Genomic DNA, 19,344 nt, shown 5'->3' with positions numbered 1-19,344 from the left:
CCCGGGTCGCTCGCTCGGGGCGACAGGTGCCATCGCCGTCAGGCGAGGTGGTTGTTCCAGAGGGAGAGCGCGGCCCCGATCGCCATGTGCATGTCGAGGTACTGGTAAGTGCCGAGTCGCCCGCCGAAATGGACGTCGCGCTCACCCTTCGCGAGTTCGCGATAGGCGAGAAGACCGGCACGATCGTCCGGGGTGTTCACCGGGTAGTACGGCTCGTCGTCGCGCGTCGCGAAGCGGGAGAACTCTCGCATGATGACGGTCTTGTCCGTCGGGTAGCGGTCGGCACGCTCCGGGTGGAAGTGCTTGAACTCATGGATGCGCGTGTAGGGCACGTCCGCATCGGCGTAGTTCATGACGCTCGTGCCCTGGAAGTCGCCGATATCGAGCACTTCCTCCTCGAAGTCGAGCGTCCGCCACGACAGCTCGCCCTCCGCGTAGTCGAAGTACCGATCGACCGGGCCGGTGTAGACGACGGGGACCTGACCGACGGTCGACTTCTTGTTCAACGGCTGCGACTCGTCGAAGTAATCCGTCGACAGTTTCACCTCGATGTTGGGGTGGTCCGCCATCCTCTCGAGCCACGCCGTGTAGCCATCGGTCGGCAGGCCTTCCCAGGTGTCGTTGAAGTAGCGGTTGTCGTAGGTGTATCGCACGGGCAGGCGGCTGATGATCTCTGCCGGCAACTCCTTCGGATCGGTCTGCCACTGCTTGGCGGTGTAGTCCCGGATGAAGGCTTCGTAGAGCGGGCGTCCGATCAGGCCGATGCCGCGCTCCTCGAGGTTCTGGGCGGATTTCGGGTCGAACTCCCCCGCCAGCTCGTGCACGAGCGCACGCGCCTCATCGGGCGTGTAGGCCGCCTGGAAGAACTGGTTGATCGTGCCCAGATTGATCGGGAGGGGGAAGACGACGCCCTTGTGAGTGGTGTACACGCGGTGGACGTAGTCGGTGAACGTCGTGAACCGGTTCACGTACTCCCACACGGTCGCGTTCGAGGTGTGGAACAGGTGCGCGCCGTAGCGGTGCACCTCGATGCCGGTCAGCGCTTCGTCCTCGCTGTAGGCGTTGCCACCGATGTGGTGGCGGCGATCGATCACCACGACCTTGCGGCCCGCGGCCGCGGCCCGCTCGGCGATCGTGAGTCCGAAGAAGCCCGAGCCGACGATGAGAAGATCCATGACATCCAATCCCGAGCGCGATGGCGCTCACTTTCCCAGGGTACCGAGCCGACCGGTGAGGTCAGACGTACCGTCTTGCGTAACGTCGGACGTGCACCGCCCGATAGACGGCGAGCGCCGCGGCGACGATCAGGATGCCGAGGATGGCACCGTAGAGTCCGAGCCAGATCACCAGCGCCGCGATGACGGGGATGCCGACCACCGCGGACGCGATCGATGAGAGCGCCAGCTGGCGAGAGCCTCCGAGCGCGACGAGGCCCGAGAGACCGGCGATCTGAGCCACGCATTCGAAGGCGAAGGCGGCGCCGGCGATGACGGCGACCGTCCACGGCACTACGGCTTCGCCCAGACTCAGCAGCGACGACACCGGGGTCGACAGCACCGCCAGTGCCACACCCCCGAGGAGGCCGACTCCGGTTGCGACCTTCACTCCGGTCACCGCTCGGGCGCCCACGGTCGCTCGCCCGGATTCCGGCACCCACCCCTGGATGGCCTGCAGGATCGGGGCGAGGGCGAGGACTCCGTACTTCATCAGCCGATCGATCATGGCGAAGACCGGAACGGCGGCGGGCGCGAAGGCCTGAACGAGCACCGTCGGCGCAGCCGTCCACATGCTGGCCGAGATCGTGCTCGACACTCCTGCGGACTGGGAGCGCAGGATCTCGCGCCACGGAGTCGGGTGCGCGGCCCGACGCGGGCCGTCCTGGGGACGGGTGACGACGTAGACCACGGATGCCGCCACTCCGACGACGGTCAGCGCCGCCGTGCACGCGAGGTACGCGGTCAGCTCTCCGGTGATCGAGACGGCGAACAGGCCGAGCACCTGGCCCACGATGGAGGGCGTCGCGTCGAGGAGGAAGAGCGGGATCGGCCGATTCGTGCCCACGAAGTACCAGGCGGCACTCAGTCCGGCGAACGTGTAGGTTCCGGCGGCGAGCACCGCATTGGTCCACGACTGGCCCGTGAGCTGAGCGCAGAGGATCACGGTGGGCAGGAGCACCACCGCGAAGAGCGTCCCGCGGACGGAGAGCGACTGCATGAACACCGCTTTGCGCTCCCCGGGTGCGATGGCCGACACCATGCTCGGGCCCGTCGCCCCCCAGCCGAAGGCGACGATCACCGACGCGAACTGGGTGATGGCCTGCATGACGGCGAGATGCCCCCACTGCTCGGCGCCGACCGTGGCGATCAGGATGGGTAGCGAGAAGACCCCGACGAGCGTCGAAGCGACGATCGAGAGGGAGAACAGAGCGCTCCGGCGCAGCAGCTCGTGGCGGAACAGGCGCCTCATGGGCGTCGCCGGCTCCCCCGGATGGCACGCAGCCGCTCCTCGCTGATGCGACCCGTCACGCCGCGCAGCCCGTCCGAGAGCCCCGCCACGGCAGCCCGCCACTGCGCGCCGCGATCCGGTGACAGCACGACGCATCCGACGACCATCTCCGCCATCTTGCGGGTGCGGAACAGCATCCAGCGCCGGCGGCGACGACCGAACACGCGGACGAGGATGGTGCTGTTGCGCACCATGTAATAGGTGCGGAACGGAGCGTGGTACAGGACGTGTCGGGGCTTCCCGGCGATCACGAGGTGACGGCCGAAGACCGTCAGGGGCACCAGCTCACCCAGTTCGTGGGCGATCTGCGCACCCGCCGCCACCACGAAGTGCAGGCCGTGCTCTTCGGCCCGGATGGAGAACTCGGAGTCGACCGCGTCGATGAACAGATCGGAGCGGTACGGTCCGACCTCGTCGAGGACCGACATCGGGATCAGCTGGCCGGCCTGGATCGGATCGAAAGCGAACCCGTCACGGAGCAGGACGCGCTGGCCGCCGACGAACTCGGGCACGACGGCCGCGACCTCCACCCCGGACGCCGCTGATGCCGCGAGGATGCGCAGTGCGCCCTCGACGTACCCGTCGGGGGCGGACGAGTCCTGATCGAGGGTGAGCACGTGGGTGGCACCGAGCTCGCGTGCGCGCTGCACCCCCTCGTTCAGAGCGTTGCCGATGCCCGAGTTCTCGGCGATCTCGACGATGTGCAACGAGGGGAGCTCGAGGCCGAGCGCCGCCGTCGAATGGGTCCCGTCATCCACCAGGACGACCGCATCGACCTGCTCCCGGAGGGCGGTCACGCGAGCAGCGAGGGCCGGCGGCGCGTGGAACACGGGGATGACGGCGATGACGAAGTGGGACACAGGACTCCTCGGCCGCTCTCACTGGAAAGGAGCGGGATTTTCATCGTAGATCAGCGTGTTCGTGGGAACCCTGCGTACAGGCCGCGGAGGCGTCGGTCGAACGCGGTCACTCCGTAGCGGCTCTCCGCCCACTGCTGCGCGCGACGGGTGCGGGCCGAGCCGTCCGCTGCGAGGGCGCCCACGACGGAGGCGGCGAACTCGTCGGCATCGTCCGTCAGCCCGGCGAACAGGTCCGCGTCGCCGATGCCCTCCGCGCCGACGGGCGTCGCCACGACGGGCACTCCCCGCACCATCGCGTCGATCGTCTTGAACTTCACGCCGGCGCCGGTGAACAGCGGGGCGATGAAGACCGACGCCTCGGCGTAGGACGGCTCGAGGGACTCGACATACCCCGTGAGCGCTGCTCGATCCGCGCGCGCGACCATGCGCTCGAGCCCCGGCCGGGCGTGCGCGCCCGCGACGACGAGCCGCGCAGACGGCACGGCACGCAGCACCGCGGGCCACACCCGTTGCAGGAACCACTCGATGCCGTTGTGATTGTCCGCGCGGTTGAGCGCCCCGGTGAACAGCACGATCGGCTCCGCCGCGTGCGGCGCGCGGGCCGGAGCGGTCCCTTCCGGTCCCAGGCCCGGGAGAACGACCTCCACGGGAGTGCCCGGTGAGAGCTCGCGGGCCAGATCGGCGTCCTTCTGACTGAAGACGATCACGACGTCCAGCTGCGCCAGCGACCGCTGCTCGCGGCCTCTGCTGCGGGCGGCTGCGACCCGGTACGCACTGCTCAGCGGAGCTCGTGCGGCCGCTGCGGCGCGCTCCCAGCGCTGCGTGATCACGTCGTGCGCGATCCCCACCAGGAATCCGTCCGGCATCCGGCGCCGTACCGGCTCGGCGAGGGCGAACATCTCCGACCACTGGAACTCGATGACGTCGGCCCGGTGCAGCCGATCCCACACCGCGGCATCCGCTCGGCGGAACTCGTTACGCACGTTTCGCGTGACCGCGCTTCCCGCCCAGGCGGCCTCGACGTCGGCGACGGGCTTCAGCCGGCCTCCGGCGAACAGTCCACGGCCGCGCATCAGAGCCACCGATGCGACGTCCTCGACGCGTCGAGACGCGTCCGCGTTGTCCGTCGTCAGCGGAGCGGTCGCATCGATCGCCCACTCCGACGCGAGGGCGCGGTAATGCGCACCGACGTAGCGGCCTCCCGCATGGGCGATACCCGGGTACGGGATATACTTCGTCAAGCTCGCAAGACGCGGAGGCTGCGCCTCGCTCGACTCCGAAACCACGCTTCACCTCTCCCACGACGCGCTCTGACAGCGACCACTTTATGGAACAGTACGCGACGATCGTCATCAGCTACCGACGGCCCGATCTCCTGCGTTCGGTGCTGGCGGAGCTGGCGGAGCAGACGGTCCCGCCCGAGCTCGTCATCGTCGTCGACAACGCCGGCGACCTCGACGAGGACGTGCTCCGCGAGAGCCCTCTGGCCCTGCGCACGCACCTCATCCGACGACCGGACAATCCCGGCTACTCCGCGGCGGTCAACGAATCTCGCCCGTTCGTGCGTGCCGCCGACATCGCTCGGCTGCTCGTCCTCACGCACGACGCGGAGTTCTCGCCGGAGCTGGCGGCCGAACTGCTGGTCGCGGCGGCCTCGCCGGCGGTCGGCGCCGCAGGACCGTTGCTGCGCCGGGCGTCGAACCCGTCGACCGTCTTCTCGGCGGGCGGGCGGCTCACGCGCAACGGGCGGGCATGGAACACCGTGGCTCCGGCCGCGGACGCGCCCTACCCGGTGGACTGGGTGGACGGCGCGATCGTCATGTACAGGACCGATGCGCTCGATCTCATCGACTGGCTCGACGAGCGCTACTTCCTCTACTTCGAAGACGTCGACACGGCATGGCGGATGCGGCGTGCGGGACGCCAGACCGTCGTGGTGCCATCGGCGCTCGCCGCCCAGGATCCCGGCGCGCATCCGATGTATCTCGGCATCCGCAACATGGTGCTCTTCGCACGCCGCGCCGGCATTCCCGGGTGGCGCTCGGCGCTGGGCGTGGCGCGCCGCGTCGCCGAGGAGAGCGCCTTCCGCGTGCTGCACGGCCGCCGCCCGGATGTGCTCGATGCGTGGCGCGGGTGGCGCGACGGCCGTCGCGGACGGACCGGACACCCCCCGGCGAGGTCCCGCCGTGGCTGAGTTCGACATCCTGCTGCCGTTCTACGGGCCGTCGGATCAGTTCGAAGAAGCGGTGCGCAGCGTCCTCGCCCAATCGCACGGCGACTTCCGCCTCCTGTGCGTCGACGACCACTACCCCTCCCTGGAACCGCGCGACTGGTTGTTGTCCCTGGGCGACCCGCGCATCGAGTACGTGCGCAACGACCGCAACCTCGGCGTCGCCGGCAACTTCTCGCGCTGTCTGGAGCTCGCGCAGGCGGACTGGTTCGTCATGATGGGCGGCGACGACATCATGCTGCCCGGGTACCTGGAAACGATGTCACGACAGCTGCACGCTCATCCCGGTGTCGACATCATCCAGCTCGGCGTGGAGGTCATCGATGCCGGCGGCCGGCCGAGCCGACCCCTGGGCGACGTCGTGAAGGCGGTGCTGCGCCCGCGTACGCGCGGCGCATCCGTTGTCATCGAGGGAGAAGCGATGGCCAAGAGTCTCGCGCGGGCGGATTGGGCCTACTTCCCGTCCCTCCTCTGGCGCACCTCGACGGCACGGCGGATCGGGTTCGACACCACGTTCGCGATCGCTCTGGACCTCTCCCTGCTGCTGGACATCGCGCTGGACGGCGGGCGGATGCTCATCGCCGACGACCTGGTGTTCCGATATCGGCGGCACGCGGCGTCGGCGTCCGCGGCGGGGACGCACGGGGATGTGCGCTTCACCCAGGAGGCGATGCTGCTCGACGCGTATGCGCGCCGGTTCGCCGCACGGGGATGGCACGGCGCCGCGCGGACCGCACGGGCGCGACTCATCCCGCGGCTGAACGCCCTCGTGTCGGCCGCGGCGGCGCTCGCCCGCGGACGAGGTTCACAGGCACGGCGCTACCTTCGCCACGTCTTCGCGTAGCCGGCGGCATCTCGCCGCCTCGCGAACGGGCAGGGAGGGGTCGGGCCCGCGATGCGGTGACGATACAATCGAGACTCGCGCACGTGTTCGCGTATCGAGCCGACGCCCGCTCCCGCGCCGCTCGGCGGCATCCGTCCTCGCCCAGGAGAACCACACATGCCCGACCACGTCCTCATCACCGGCGGCGCCGGTTTCATCGGCTCGCATCTGGCACGCTCCTTCGTGCGGGCCGGGTGCACGGTCACCGTGCTCGACTCGCTCATCGAGCAGGTGCACGGGCCGGATCCGGAGACCACCTCACCGCTGCTGCGCTCGCTGGACGGTGTCGCGGAGGTTCGCCGTGGATCGGTCACCTCGATCGAGGATCTGCGCGACGCTCTGCGCGGCGCGACGATCGTGGTCCACCTCGCCGCGGAGACCGGCACCGGACAGTCGATGTACGAGATCGACCGCTACGTCGACGCCAACGTCGGCGGGACCGCGAAACTCCTCGACCTTCTCGCCAACGAACCGCACGATGTGCGGCGCATCGTCATCGCCTCGTCCCGCTCGGTGTACGGCGAGGGCTCGTACCTGACACAGGACGGGCGCGTGATCTATCCGCCGCACCGCGCCGAGGCCGATATGGCGGCGGGCGACTTCGAGGTGCACCTGGCCGGCGAAGGTCCTCTGCGCATGGTCCCGACGGACGAGAACGCGCGTCTGCACCCGTCGAGCGTGTACGGCATCACGAAGCAGATGCAGGAATCGCTGGTCATGACCGTCGCGCCCACGCTCGGGATCGAGCCGGTGTCGGTGCGCTATCAGAACGTGTACGGCCCCGGCCAGTCACTGACCAACCCCTACACCGGCATCCTCTCGATCTTCTCGACCCTCATCAGGCAGGGCAAGGAGATCAACGTCTTCGAGGACGGTGCGGAGAGCCGCGACTTCGTGTACATCGACGACGTCGTGGAGGCGACCTTCCTCGCCGCCACGCACGCCGACGCGGCCGGAGGCGTCTACAACGTCGGCTCCGGGGTGGCGACGACCGTGATCGACGTCGTTCATGCCCTGTTCTCCGCGTTCGGCACGGAGGTGCCGGTGCGGGTGTCCGGGAACTACCGACTCGGCGACATCCGCCACAACGTGGCCGACACGAGCGCTCTACGAGACCGACTCGGTTTCACACCGTCCGTGCCCTTCGCCGACGGTGTCCGCCGCTTCGTCGACTGGGTTCGTGCCGAACCGACGACGGACGACGCCTACGAGCAGTCGCTCGAGGAGATGGCTCGCCGGAAGCTCCTCAAGTAGTCGAGCCGTCGAGACCCCGACGATCACCCGGACCGGGTGATTCGTCGTCCCTCGCCGCGGCGGCCGACCCGTCGCCCCGTGTCCCGAGGTCGGCGCGTTCACGCTCGAGGAGAGCGAGGCGCGCGGCGAGGCCCTGGATCTCGGCGCGGGCGATGGCGGCTTCCTCGGCGAGCCGACGGATCTCGTCCTCGGCCTGAGACAGCTCCCACGACAGGTGGAGCGAGACACCGAGGAGAAGGACGATGCCGAGCGCGAAGATGAGGTTCGCCGGCACCTGGACTCCGAGCACGCCCGCAAGCCCCAGGAGCAGCTGGGGGAAGACGCCGAGGATGAGGACGGCGAAACCGATCACCAGCCACATCGCCGCATACTTCTCACGCAGACGACGAGCGAGCAGCATCCACACCACGATGACGAGGATGAGGACGGCGAGGACGATCCCGACGAGCACGATCATGCCGCAGCCTCCCCGACGGGACGACCTCGCGTCGGCGACGGACGGCGTGTGATCGCCAACGCGAGCGCGAACACCGACCGCAACAGGTACATGCTGGCCCCGATGGGCCCCTGGCTCGGAGTTCCATGAGCTCGGGGCCTCATGGCGACAGGCACCTGCGTGACCGTCAGCCCCGCGTGACAGGCCGCCACCAGCGAGTCGAGCGTGTCGCCGAGGTACTCCGCGGGGTAGTACTTCACGTATTGATCGATGGCGCGCGCGTTCGCGGCACGGAAACCGCTCGTGACGTCCGTGAGTCGGGTCTTCGCCACCCCGGACACGACGCGCGCGAGGACGATCATCGCCCAGCGCCGCGGGCCGCGCACCTGGTAGTCACCGACGTCGGCGAACCGCGCGCCGATGGAGATGTCCGCGTGCTCCAGTCCCTGCAGCACCCGGGCGATGTCGGCGGGATTGTGCTGCCCGTCGGCGTCGACCTGAATGGCGCGCGCGTAGCCCCGGCGCTGCGCGTAGGTGAAGCCGGTGCGCATCGCACCGCCCACCCCGAGGTTGAAGGGAAGAGTCAGCACCGTCGCTCCCGCGGCTCGCGCCTGCGCGGCCGTGTCGTCGGTCGACCCGTCATCGATGACGGCGACATCGAACGACGTGTCGCTCGCGCGGATTTCGCGCACGGTGGGGCCGACGCTTCGAGCTTCATTCCATGCCGGCACAATGACGAGCACGCGTCCCTCGGTCGAGCCCATACCCGCGATTCTATCCACGGACCTCACGGGCCCTCCTGTCCCCCGCACGCCACGATCTCGTAGAGACGCGCGTCACCTTGCTCGTCGACCAGACGCACCGCGGGCGACGTGGCGAGATCCTCGAACCCGGGGTAGCTGTGCGTTCCCGGAAGGATCTCGCGGGTACCGAAATCCAGCACGAAGCGCGTGTGCGTGCGATCGAGGGCCGCGCAGACGGCGTCGCCCGCGCGAGCCGAACGGAGACCGTCCTGGATCGTGCGGATGTCCGGGGACACCTCGGACAGTGTGTGCGGCTGCAGCACCTGACGCCCCGCGAGCGCGTAGGCGAGCGCGGTGCCGGTCCAGGGGTTTCCTGCGATCACCGCCCCCTCCGGCACCCGGTCGCCGAGCCGCTCGAGAAGCGCGTACTCGTCCGAACTGATCAGCAGGGAGTCGGGCGCGATGCGGTACACGGTGTTGACGAAGGACGAGACCGTCGCGACGGGGCCCGTGAGGACCAGGGCGATCGCGGCGACGCCCGCCACGCTCCCCACGGCGCGCACGGCGCGTCCGACGCGCACCCCCGAGGCATCGGCCGGCCGCTTGAGCATCCTCCAGACCCACTCCGTGCCGAGGGCCGCCAGCGGCACCATCGTCATCGGAACGATCGCGGCGAGACGCGGGATGTTGTTGTACCAGCTCCCTGTGAGGACGTCTCGCAGCGGTTGATAGGTGAACGATGAGACCACGACGAACAGCCCGGCCGCGACCACGTACATCGACAGCGCGACGAAAGCCTCCGGACGGCGCGACACGGCCGTGGCGACGATCCCGGCGAGCACCGCGACCGCCACGACGATGGAGGGCGACGCGTACCACATCGATGCCGTCAGCACTTGGCCGACGGCATCCGGGATCGACCGCGTCGGGGGCCATCCACGGGCGTCTGCCGGCGGTCGCAGCACCTTGAGCAGCAGGAGACCGACGCCTGCATAGGCCACGAAGCCGAGCACGACCAGGATGCGCCGACGCCCCGCGGTCCGCCGGGAGAGCCGCCACGCGAAGAGGGTGACCATGGGCAGGGTCAGCGCCAGGACGACGACGAACGCACCGGGGTGCGCCAGTGACAGCCCCGGGAGCGTGCCGAGGAAGATGAGCGACCACCAGGTCCGCGGCATCGTCGTCCGCGCACCGAAGCCGAGGGCCTGCACGGCCGCCGCGAGCGCCACCGGCACGAGAGCGAGACCCAGCTGGAAGGGGAAGAGGACGCCGTAGTCCATCAACAGGAAGGGGAAGGCGGGCACCCCCACGGCGGCGACCACCGCGGCGACAGACAGCAGCCGCCCCGCCCCCAGGAGCGTGCGGGTGAGCAGGAGGGCGCCGAGCGGCCAGATGACGGCCGAGACGACCAGGGTGACGGCGTTCACTCCGATCGGGATGGCCACACCGGTCAGCGTGATCACGAGCGAGACGAGAGCGTGCCACGCCGCCGGATAGAACGGCAGCGTGCCCCCCGGGTTCGTCATCCGTCCGAGGTTGAACGACGAAGCGTTTCCCGTGTCCAGGACATATCGGACACCGTTGAGATGGAAGATGTTGTCGAAGGTCTGCGAGAAGTTGGTCGGCTCCCCGATCGCGACGCAGACCCGCCAGACGAGAAAGCCGCTGCCCAGCACGATCGCGGCCAGCACCCAGAAGTCGGGGCGCGAACCCCCCGCCTCCGTCGACGGTCGCACCCACCTCCGGCGGATCAGCGTCAGTGCAACGGCCAGAATCGCAGTGAGCAGGATGAGGGGGACGGGCGACCAGACCAACCCGACCCACGGCGCGGTGACGGAGGCGAGCGCGATCGCCGTCAGGGCGAATGCCGGAGCCGCGGCACACGCCCACAGTCCGCGCAGGCCCACCGCCCAGGAGAGCACGCCGCCGACGACGGCGAGGACGGCGAGGGCAGCGAGCACGGCAACAGCGAGCAAAAGCCAGGTCACGGGGTGAAGTCCTCGGGAGTCGTGTCCGCTCGATTCTCGCGGATCCCATCCACACTAATCGTGCGGCCTGGAAGAACACCGACGCGCGCCGCGTCCGCACGTTCTGCGGAGAGAGCCGACCGCCGTCTGGCAGGATGGGAGACCATGAAGGGCATTATCCTGGCGGGCGGCTCCGGCACCCGGCTGCACCCCATCACCCTCGGGGTGTCGAAGCAGCTGGTTCCTGTGTACGACAAGCCGATGGTCTACTACCCGCTGTCGACGCTGATGCTCGCGGGCATCCGGGACATCCTCGTCGTGACCACCCCCCATGACGCGCCCTTCTTCGAGCGGCTCCTGGGCGACGGTTCCCAGTTCGGGGTGAACATCTCCTTCGCTCAGCAGCCGTCGCCCGACGGCCTCGCCCAGGCGTTCACGATCGGCGCCGACTTCATCGGCACCGACAAGGTCGCGCTCGTCCTCGGCGACAACCTCCTCTACGGCCCCGGACTGGGCACGCAGCTCAAGCGGTACACGGACGTCGACGGCGGCGCCGTCTTCGCCTACTGGGTCGCCGAGCCCTCCGCGTACGGTGTCGTCGAGTTCGACGCCGAAGGCAGAGCCGTCTCGTTGGAGGAGAAGCCCGTCGCGCCGCGCAGCAACTACGCGGTACCGGGTCTCTACTTCTACGACAACGACGTCGTGGACATCGCCCGGAACCTGCGGCCGTCGGCGCGCGGCGAGTACGAGATCACCGACATCAACAAGGCCTACCTGGAGGCGGGAAAGCTGCAGGTGGAGGTGCTGCCGCGCGGAACCGCGTGGCTGGACACGGGTACCTTCGACCAGATGACGGATGCCGCGGACTACGTGCGGACGATCGAGCGCCGCACCGGTTTGCGGATCGGGGTGCCGGAGGAGGTCGCGTGGCGGCAGGGGTTCCTGTCCGACGCGCAGTTGAACGAGCGGGCGCAGAAGCTCGTGAAATCGGGCTACGGCACCTACCTGCTCAGCATTCTGGAACGAGGACTCTGATGGCGCGCAAACTCCTGGTCACCGGTGGTGCCGGTTTCATCGGTTCGAACTTCGTCCACCACGTGATCGCGCACACCGACGATCACGTCACGGTCCTGGACAAGCTCACCTACGCGGGCAACCTGGCGTCGCTGGCGGGCCTGCCGGCGGACCGCTTCTCTTTCGTGGAGGGCGACATCGCCGATGCGGCGCTGGTCGACGACCTGTTCGCCGGGGCGGATGCGGTCGTCCACTACGCCGCGGAATCGCACAACGACAACAGCCTGAACGATCCGCGTCCGTTCCTGGACACCAACATCATCGGCACGTACACGCTGCTGGAGGCCGCGCGTAAGCACGGGACGCGCGTGCATCACATCTCGACCGATGAGGTGTACGGGGACCTCGAGCTGGACGACCCGGAACGGTTCACCGAGAACACCCCCTACAACCCCTCGTCGCCGTACTCGTCGACGAAGGCGGGCTCCGACCTCCTCGTGCGCGCCTGGGTGCGCTCCTTCGGCGTGCAGGCGACCATCAGCAACTGCTCGAACAACTACGGCCCGTACCAGCACGTCGAGAAGTTCATCCCGCGCCAGATCACGAACGTGATCCGCGGCATCCGTCCGAAGCTGTACGGCAAGGGCGAGAACGTGCGCGACTGGATCCACGCCGACGACCACTCCTCGGCCGTGCTCACGATCCTCGACAAGGGTGTCATCGGCGAGACGTACCTCATCGGCGCAGACGGCGAGAAGGACAACAAGACCGTGGTCGAGCTGATCCTCGAGCTCATGGGTCAGCCCGCCGACGCCTACGACCACGTGACCGACCGTGCCGGCCACGACCTGCGCTACGCGATCGACTCCACGAAGCTGCGCACCGAGCTGGGCTGGACGCCGCAGTACCGCGACTTCGAAGCGGGGCTCGCCGCGACGATCGACTGGTACCGCACCAACGAAGCATGGTGGGCAGCCGCCAAAGACGGCGTCGAAGCGTTCTACGCCAGCAAAGGACAGTGACCCGCGGACGGCCTCGTTCTCAGGCTGGCGCACAGGCCCCACCAGGTAGACTCGCAAGGATGTTTGCTTCAGACCGGGATGCTGGTGAGCGGATGCGCCGCCTCGCGGCGATGCCGCTCGAGGAGGTCGGCGGATCCCACGGCCGCCGCTCATCCGTCGGAGCCCTGCGCAACGTGCTGTCCCGGCGTGAGATGCTCGGTCTGCTCATTCGCCGCGACCTCAAGGCCCGCTACAAGGACTCGACCCTCGGCTTCTTCTGGTCGACCGCCCGGCCCCTCATCCAGCTCGCGATCTACTTCGTCGTCATGGGGCAGTTCCTCCAGGCGGCCAAGAGCATCCCCGATTTCGCCGTGTACGTCTTCGCCGGCCTGTCGGCCATCGGACTGTTCACGGAGATCATCACCGGAGCGACGAGCTCGATCCTGAACAATGGCGGCCTGGTGAAGAAGGTCTACCTGCCGCGAGAGATCTTCCCGCTCTCGAGCGTCGGATCGGCGTTGTTCAACTTCGGCATCCAGCTGGTGATCCTCCTCGGCGCGACCCTGCTCGTGGCGAAGCCGCCGCTGCACCTCCAGTTCCTCTACTTCTTCCCCGCACTCCTGGTCCTCGTCGTCTACGCGACCGCGTTCGGGCTGCTGTTCAGCGCGGTCAACGTGTACCTGCGCGACACGCAGTACCTCGTCGAGGTCGTGACGATGCTGCTGTTCTGGGCGAGCCCGGTCGTGTACTCGTGGGAGATGGTGCGCAACCTGATCTCGAGCCCGCTGCTCCTCGAGGTGTACACCAACAACCCGCTGACGCTCGCCGTCCTCGGATTCCAGCGCGCGTTCTGGGTCGCCGGTGACGCGCACGTGTGGCCCGGCGAACTCATGCTGCGCCTCCTCGTCGCGCTCGGGATCGGGCTCGTCCTCCTCGTCTTCTGTCACCGCACCTTCGTTCGCCTGCAGGGCAACTTCGCCCAGGAGCTCTGAGCCGGCCATGCCTTCCTCATCCCGCGACCAGGACGACGTCACGCCTCCCGTGGTGGCATCCGTCGAGCACGTCTCGAAGCGATTCGTCATCCGCAAGGACTCCTCCATCAAGGAGCGCATCGTCACACTCGGCAGGGCGGGCAGGCGCCATCGGCAGAGCTTCTGGGCCCTCGACGACGTGACGCTCGACATCCGCGCCGGCGAGACGATCGGACTGATCGGTCACAACGGGTCCGGCAAGAGCACACTGCTGAAGATGATCGGCGGGATCATCGAACCGACATCGGGAACGGTGCGCGAACGGGGTCGCCTCGCGGCGCTGCTCGAGCTGGGCGCCGGCTTCCATCCGGATCTCACCGGCCGCGAGAACGTCTTCCTCAACGCCTCGGTGCTGGGGCTGAGCCGTGAGGAGACCGAGGCGCAGTTCGACGACATCGTCGCTTTCGCCAACATCGGCGATTTCATCGATACGCAGGTCAAGTTCTACTCATCGGGCATGTACGTGCGTCTGGCGTTCGCCGTGGCGGTGCACACCGACCCCGACATCCTGCTCGTCGACGAGGTGTTGGCCGTCGGGGATGAGGCCTTCCAGCGCAAGTGCATGGACCGCATCCGGCAGTTCCAGCACGAGGGACGCACGATCATCCTCGTCAGCCACTCGTTGGATCAGGTGGTGGATCTGTGCGGACGCTCCGTCCTGCTCGATCACGGGAAGATCGTCTACGACGGCAACCCCACCATCGCGGTCGCCAAGTTCCGAGACCTCCTCGAGGAACGGCGTCTGGAGGAACGGGCGACGGATGCGGCCAACGCGCGGACGGGTGGCGCAGCCGTCACGACGGTCGTCGCACGTGCGGGCGATCCCCGCTCCGGAGGAGCGCTGCGGCGCGGTGACGACCTGGAGATCGTGGTCACGGTCGCCGCCGACCACCTCGACGACTGGGCCTGCCGGATTCAGATCGACGACAAGATGGGCCAGAAGGTCTATGTCACCGGAACGGACTGGCTGGGAGTGGCGCAGGAGCCGCTGTCCGGGGAGCGGGAGGTGCGCTTCCTCCTGCGCGCACCCGCGTTCGGCGGTGGAAAGTACTTCGTCAACGCGGCGCTGCTGAACGACCAGGGTCAGACCCTGCACAACGTGATGCAGGCGACGTCGTTCAACGTCGAAGCCGACCCCCACGCCATCGGATTCTTGAGCATCCCCGTGGAGGCATCGGCTGCAGGTCGGTGAGGCCGATGCCCCGCCGAGGAAACGGATAGGGTAGGTCGATGTCCCTCTCGCCAGCCACCACCCGGCGCCGCATGCTGCATTTCGTCAGCCGAGTCGACGACAGCAACGCCGGTGACCGCGTGGCGAGCCCGCTCACCCACTACGCCGAGCGGTTCGCCGCCTTCCCCTTCCGACGGCATGACATCCGCTACATCGACTGGGACGCCATCCGCGACGACGACGTCGTGATCCTCGGCGGCGGCGGCATGTTCGACCACACCGAGTTCATGAACCGCGCGATCAATCGGCTCCTTCGCGTCGGTGCGCCCGTCATCGCGTGGGCGCCGGGGTTCAACACGCACTTCGGCCTGTCCCCCTCGTTCCGGACGCCGATCGACTTCGATCGATTCACGATCCTCACGGTCCGCGACTTCGAGAACGAGCACGGCATCCCCTACCTCCCGGATGTGACGTGCGTGATGCCGCAGCTGCGGACGACGCACGAGATCCGCAGGCGGTTCGGAGTCGCGCACCACAAGGACTTCCCGCTGGACTTCCCCGGCCATGACGCGATCTCCAATGAGAGGAGCGTGGAGGAGATCCTCACCTTCATCGGTGAGAGCGAGATCGTCGTGTCCAACAGCTATCACATGATCTACTGGGCGACCTTGATGGGCAAGCGCTGCCTGAGCCCCGGCGGCTTCTCCACGAAGTTCGACGGGTTCGAGTACCCGCCGACGTTCATCGATCCGGGCGAGGATCTCGAGGATGCGGCGAGGAGAGCGCGCTCCTACGACGTCCTGGACGCCTGCATCGAGAAGACCGATCTCTTCCTGGAGGAGGTCCTCGCCGTCGTCCGCGCACACGTGCCCGAGGGCGTCACACCCTGGGACGCCTACGATCTGGCGACGCGGGCGGCCGAGGCCGAGCAGCGCGCACGCGATCTCCGGCTTCTGCCGGGGGACATGGTGGCCTCCAAGCTGTTGATCGACACCGGAGCCGGATTCACGGACGACCAGCGTATCGACGCCACGAACAACGTGTTCGGCGACGACCGGATGACGGTGACGTTCGATCTCTCCGCCTACACGAACATCGACAGCGTCCGCTTCCACCCCCTGGACGGATGGGTCAGCCGGATCTCGGTGCTCTCCGCGGTGTCGGACCTCGGCGACGCAGCGCTCGTTGCCGAGGGCGCGTCGTCCGCGGACGGCGTCGACACCTTCCTCACGACGAACCCGTGGTACCTGTCGTCGGCGCCGGTGGCGGGAACCCTGGAGATCTCGTTCCATCTGGAGCTGGTCCCGAAAGCGGAGACGGAGTGGAACATCCTGCAGCTGGACCGCCTGGCCCGCATCCGCACGGCAGAGCGCGACGCCGCCACCGCGGAGTTCACCGAGACGTATGAGCAGTTGATGGGCACGGCCCGCGAGCTCGACGATGCGCGATCGGAGCTGCGGGAGACCCGGTCACGACTCCAGCGCATCGAGCAGAGCCGCGCATGGCGGGCGACGAGGCCCGTCCGGGCCGTCGCGCGCCGTCTGCGCGCTCTTCGAGATCGCCGTCGGTGATCTCGCTCAGAGGGGCGTGACCTCCCCCAACCGGGGGTGCTGTCGGTCCTTGTCGGACAACTCGACGTTCGCGAGCGGAATCGGCCACGGGATGTCGGCGGTCTCATCGGCGAGGTTCACGAAGGAGTATTCGCCGAGCTTCTCGGGGCTCCAATGGTCGTTCACGAGGTAGGTGTAGACCGTGTTGGGCTCGAGCGTCTGGTAGGAGTTGCCCACCCCGCGCGGAACGAAGATCGCGGTCGACGGGTCGAGCTCCGCCGTGAAGACGGTGCCGAAGCTCTCACCGGCGCGAAGATCCACCCACGCGCCGAAGACGGATCCGAAGCCGATCGAGATGAACTTGTCCCACGGTTCGGCATGGATGCCGCGCGTCGTGCCGACGGCGTCGTTGAACGAGATGTTGTTCTGCACCGGACCGAAGTCCGGAATACCCAGCTCCATCATCTTCTCGCGCTGCCAGTTCTCCTTGAACCATCCGCGGTTGTCGCCGTGGACGGGCAGATCGACGAGGAGGAGCCCGGGTATCGGCGTGGTGCGGGCGGCGAGCGATTTGCCGTACTCGATGGTCACGAATTCTCCTTGGCGAAGGGGGAGGCGGACATGAGCGCAGATATGGCTTCTGCATCGGCCCACGTTCCGGGGGAATCATAGGGGCGGTCGGGAAAGGCTCCGTACTCGAGTGTGAGCCCCAGACCGTTGTCGGCGATGAACCTCTCCACTCGGCTCGCCAGCGACTCCGGGGCGCCGCTCGCGACGTTGAGAACCCCGGTGACACCGGGAGAGACGGCGGCGACGGCGATCTGCCGGCCGAGCTCCACCACATCGATGAAGTCGTACAGGGTCTTTCCGGTCGTGAACGGGAAGACCGTCTCCCCTCGATCTGCCGCCTCGAGCAGTTTGGCGAAGATCGAACGGTTTCGTCGATCATCACCCAGGATGTAATAGGCCCGCAGCCAGACGTACTCGGAACGCTCACCGATGGCGATGGTCGTCGAGCGTCGCAGGGCATCCTTCGCGACGCCGTACAGCGTGAGCGGATTGGTGGGGGTGTCGGCGGTCACCGGCCCCTCCCAGTAGCCGATCTCGTGCATGGTCCCGAGCGCGGCGATGCGCGGAACACCGGCATCGGCGAGGCCCGTCAGAAACGCGTAGTGACGTGACAGTTGCGCCATGTGGGACGGCGCGTTGTGCACGAAACCGTCCTGCCACGCGAGGTGGATGACCGCCGCGACGTCGCCGACCCCGACGGCCCGGAGCACATCCGCACCCTCTGTGAGGATGTCTGCCTCGAAGACACGTGCCCGGGGGTCGATGGCCGCGGCGGAGCCGGGTCGCACGACGGCGATCGGCTCGAAGCCGAGGTCGGCGACCGCCGTGACGACATGCCTTCCGACGTAACCAGCCGCTCCGGTGATGATGACCGATGATCCCGCCATAGTCCTAGATCGCTCCTCTCAGGGCCCCGACAATGACCAGCGCTCCCGTCACGAGGAGCAGAAGCACGAGCGGCGTCATCCTGAGCCACGAGGGGACGCGCGACGAGCTCGCCTTCGGCGGCACCGGCTTCCAGCCTCCCAGGACGGCGACGCCGCGCGGCATCCAGTGCTTCAAGTCCAACGCCGGCTTCTCGATGAGCATGTAGCTCGCGAGCGCATACAGGTGCACGATCACGATGACCACGGCGAGGTACGCCACCGTTCCCCACTTCTCGACGCCGAAGACCGCCGCAAGGAACATCACGGGCCATCCGGCGATGTAGATGCCGTACGAGAGGTCCGCCCTCCGGTCCCAGTTGGCAAGGACCTTCACCCGACTGCCGAACCAGATCAGACCGTAGGCGAAGGCGTACTGGCCGACGACGAACCATCCACCGCGCCACCAGCACAACGCGGCCAGAACGAGCATCCCGATCCCGAGCCGATCATCGAACGGGACCTTGTCGATGAAGAGCTGGACCAGTGTGCCGAAGGCGAACGGGGCGGCGAGCTGCAGAACCTGCGGGTTGCCGAGCAGCTGGAACGTCGACGCCAGGTCGCCGACATGCAGAGCCTGCAGCATGCTGAGCGCGAGAATCAGCACCGCGAAGGCCGCACCCACGATGCGCCCGGCCAGGGCACCCACGACGCCGAGCGCCAGGACCCCCAGGTAGCAGCCGAACTCCCACATCAGGGTCCATGCGGAGCCGTTCCAGGTGTTGTACCCCTCCAGCACCGCGTGGACGCCGGAGCCCGTGCCGGCGATCGACCACTGTCCGAGGATCAAGGTGAAGTTGCGCGCCACGTAATCCCACGGGGAATCCGATGCGACGGAGAAGAAGCCGCGAATGGTCCCGCGCTCGTGCCACCACGCCAGGGGCGCGAACACGAATGCGGTGATGACGAGGACGAGGAACCAGGCCGGGAAGATGCGGACGACGCGATGCCAGAGGAAGCGCACCGGGGAGGAGCTGTTCATCATGCTGCGGGTGATGAGCATTCCCGACAGGAAGAAGAAGCCCGTGACGGCCACTCCGCCCAGCGACGTCTCCGCGCCCCACTGGGCGCCGATGTCCACGCCGCCGAAGAGACCGGCGACGGGTCCCGCGTGCGAGAAGATGACCATGAAGGCCATCAGCCAGCGAAGAAAGCCGATGGAGTTGTTACGGGTGTCGAAGGCGACAGCGAGACTCGTCAATCCGC

At 67.9% G+C, this 19,344-nt stretch carries 17 protein-coding genes and 1 pseudogene; 8 read left to right on the top strand and 10 right to left on the bottom strand.

What is annotated here, in order from left to right; translation table 11 throughout:
* Positions 1 to 38: 38 nt before the first annotated feature.
* From glf to KY498_RS15490, 4 genes are all read right to left on the bottom strand, one after another.
* Entirely contained in the window at positions 39 to 1,175 is a 1,137-nt protein-coding gene (gene glf, locus KY498_RS15505) for a UDP-galactopyranose mutase (protein ID WP_060960935.1), read from the bottom strand.
* Positions 1,176 to 1,236: 61 nt separating this feature from the next.
* Positions 1,237 to 2,466, bottom strand: coding sequence for a lipopolysaccharide biosynthesis protein (locus KY498_RS15500; protein WP_101306712.1), 1,230 nt, complete (start codon positions 2,464 to 2,466; stop codon positions 1,237 to 1,239).
* Positions 2,463 to 3,365, bottom strand: a complete 903-nt coding sequence (locus KY498_RS15495) for a glycosyltransferase (RefSeq protein WP_060960937.1) — start codon at positions 3,363 to 3,365, stop codon at positions 2,463 to 2,465. The genes KY498_RS15500 and KY498_RS15495 overlap by 4 nt, the downstream gene beginning before the upstream one ends.
* 50 nt (positions 3,366 to 3,415) lie before the next feature.
* Positions 3,416 to 4,606, bottom strand: a complete 1,191-nt coding sequence (locus KY498_RS15490; RefSeq protein WP_191008932.1) for a glycosyltransferase family 4 protein — start codon at positions 4,604 to 4,606, stop codon at positions 3,416 to 3,418.
* Positions 4,607 to 4,692: 86 nt separating this feature from the next.
* Here KY498_RS15490 and KY498_RS15485 point away from each other — a divergent pair, with 86 nt between their 5' ends.
* The 3 genes from KY498_RS15485 to KY498_RS15475 all read left to right on the top strand — a co-directional run bounded on the left by KY498_RS15485 (position 4,693) and on the right by KY498_RS15475 (position 7,732).
* Complete coding sequence (locus tag KY498_RS15485) at positions 4,693 to 5,559, top strand: glycosyltransferase family 2 protein (protein WP_191008933.1); 867 nt, start codon at positions 4,693 to 4,695, stop codon at positions 5,557 to 5,559.
* Entirely contained in the window at positions 5,552 to 6,439 is an 888-nt protein-coding gene (locus KY498_RS15480; RefSeq protein WP_219879423.1) for a glycosyltransferase family A protein, read from the top strand. Before KY498_RS15485 ends, KY498_RS15480 begins: the two co-directional genes overlap by 8 nt.
* Positions 6,440 to 6,595: 156 nt before the next feature.
* A complete protein-coding gene (locus KY498_RS15475) occupies positions 6,596 to 7,732 on the top strand; it encodes an NAD(P)-dependent oxidoreductase (protein WP_191008935.1) in 1,137 nt (378 codons plus the stop codon).
* Here the strand turns inward: KY498_RS15475 and KY498_RS15470 are convergent.
* The 3 genes from KY498_RS15470 to KY498_RS15460 are packed head-to-tail and all read right to left on the bottom strand — an operon-like array spanning position 7,725 to position 10,899.
* Positions 7,725 to 8,189, bottom strand: coding sequence for a DUF2304 domain-containing protein (locus KY498_RS15470; protein WP_060960941.1), 465 nt, complete (start codon positions 8,187 to 8,189; stop codon positions 7,725 to 7,727). The genes KY498_RS15475 and KY498_RS15470 overlap by 8 nt on opposite strands.
* The gene (locus tag KY498_RS15465) at positions 8,186 to 8,932 is read right to left on the bottom strand and encodes a glycosyltransferase family 2 protein (RefSeq protein ID WP_060960942.1); all 747 of its coding nucleotides are present in this window, start codon (positions 8,930 to 8,932) and stop codon (positions 8,186 to 8,188) included. Before KY498_RS15465 ends, KY498_RS15470 begins: the two co-directional genes overlap by 4 nt.
* Before the next feature lie 23 nt (positions 8,933 to 8,955).
* Complete coding sequence (locus tag KY498_RS15460; RefSeq protein WP_191008936.1) at positions 8,956 to 10,899, bottom strand: DUF6541 family protein; 1,944 nt, start codon at positions 10,897 to 10,899, stop codon at positions 8,956 to 8,958.
* A gap of 144 nt (positions 10,900 to 11,043) precedes the next feature.
* Here KY498_RS15460 and rfbA point away from each other — a divergent pair, with 144 nt between their 5' ends.
* From rfbA to KY498_RS15435, 5 genes are read left to right on the top strand one after another with little or no spacing between them, the layout of a single operon-like run.
* Positions 11,044 to 11,913: a glucose-1-phosphate thymidylyltransferase RfbA gene (rfbA, locus tag KY498_RS15455; RefSeq protein ID WP_060960944.1), complete on the top strand. Its 870-nt coding sequence runs from the start codon at positions 11,044 to 11,046 to the stop codon at positions 11,911 to 11,913.
* On the top strand, positions 11,913 to 12,914 hold the full coding sequence (gene rfbB, locus KY498_RS15450) for a dTDP-glucose 4,6-dehydratase (RefSeq protein WP_191008937.1): 1,002 nt from the start codon (positions 11,913 to 11,915) through the stop codon (positions 12,912 to 12,914). The genes rfbA and rfbB overlap by 1 nt, the downstream gene beginning before the upstream one ends.
* Before the next feature lie 59 nt (positions 12,915 to 12,973).
* On the top strand, positions 12,974 to 13,885 hold the full coding sequence (locus KY498_RS15445; RefSeq protein ID WP_191008938.1) for an ABC transporter permease: 912 nt from the start codon (positions 12,974 to 12,976) through the stop codon (positions 13,883 to 13,885).
* A 7-nt stretch (positions 13,886 to 13,892) separates the two neighbouring features.
* Positions 13,893 to 15,116, top strand: coding sequence for an ABC transporter ATP-binding protein (locus KY498_RS15440; RefSeq protein WP_060960947.1), 1,224 nt, complete (start codon positions 13,893 to 13,895; stop codon positions 15,114 to 15,116).
* A 38-nt stretch (positions 15,117 to 15,154) separates the two neighbouring features.
* Positions 15,155 to 16,666: a polysaccharide pyruvyl transferase family protein gene (locus KY498_RS15435; RefSeq protein WP_191008939.1), complete on the top strand. Its 1,512-nt coding sequence runs from the start codon at positions 15,155 to 15,157 to the stop codon at positions 16,664 to 16,666.
* 9 nt (positions 16,667 to 16,675) lie between these two features.
* Here KY498_RS15435 and KY498_RS15430 read toward each other — a convergent pair.
* The 3 genes and pseudogenes from KY498_RS15430 to KY498_RS15420 all read right to left on the bottom strand — a co-directional run.
* Positions 16,676 to 17,236 (bottom strand): annotated as a pseudogene (locus tag KY498_RS15430) (dTDP-4-dehydrorhamnose 3,5-epimerase family protein); the annotation flags it as partial.
* Positions 17,233 to 18,102, bottom strand: a complete 870-nt coding sequence (locus KY498_RS15425; RefSeq protein WP_101306722.1) for an NAD(P)-dependent oxidoreductase — start codon at positions 18,100 to 18,102, stop codon at positions 17,233 to 17,235. The gene KY498_RS15425 and the pseudogene KY498_RS15430, both read right to left, overlap by 4 nt.
* 4 nt (positions 18,103 to 18,106) lie before the next feature.
* The gene (locus KY498_RS15420) at positions 18,107 to 19,339 is read right to left on the bottom strand and encodes an acyltransferase (protein WP_223848972.1); all 1,233 of its coding nucleotides are present in this window, start codon (positions 19,337 to 19,339) and stop codon (positions 18,107 to 18,109) included.
* Positions 19,340 to 19,344 lie beyond the last annotated feature (5 nt).

This window comes from Microbacterium sp. PAMC21962 (assembly GCF_019443465.1).
Lineage (GTDB): Bacteria > Actinomycetota > Actinomycetes > Actinomycetales > Microbacteriaceae > Microbacterium > Microbacterium hominis.
Note: the sequence above shows the minus strand (reverse complement) of the source record. Positions and strands in the feature narration are given on the sequence as shown.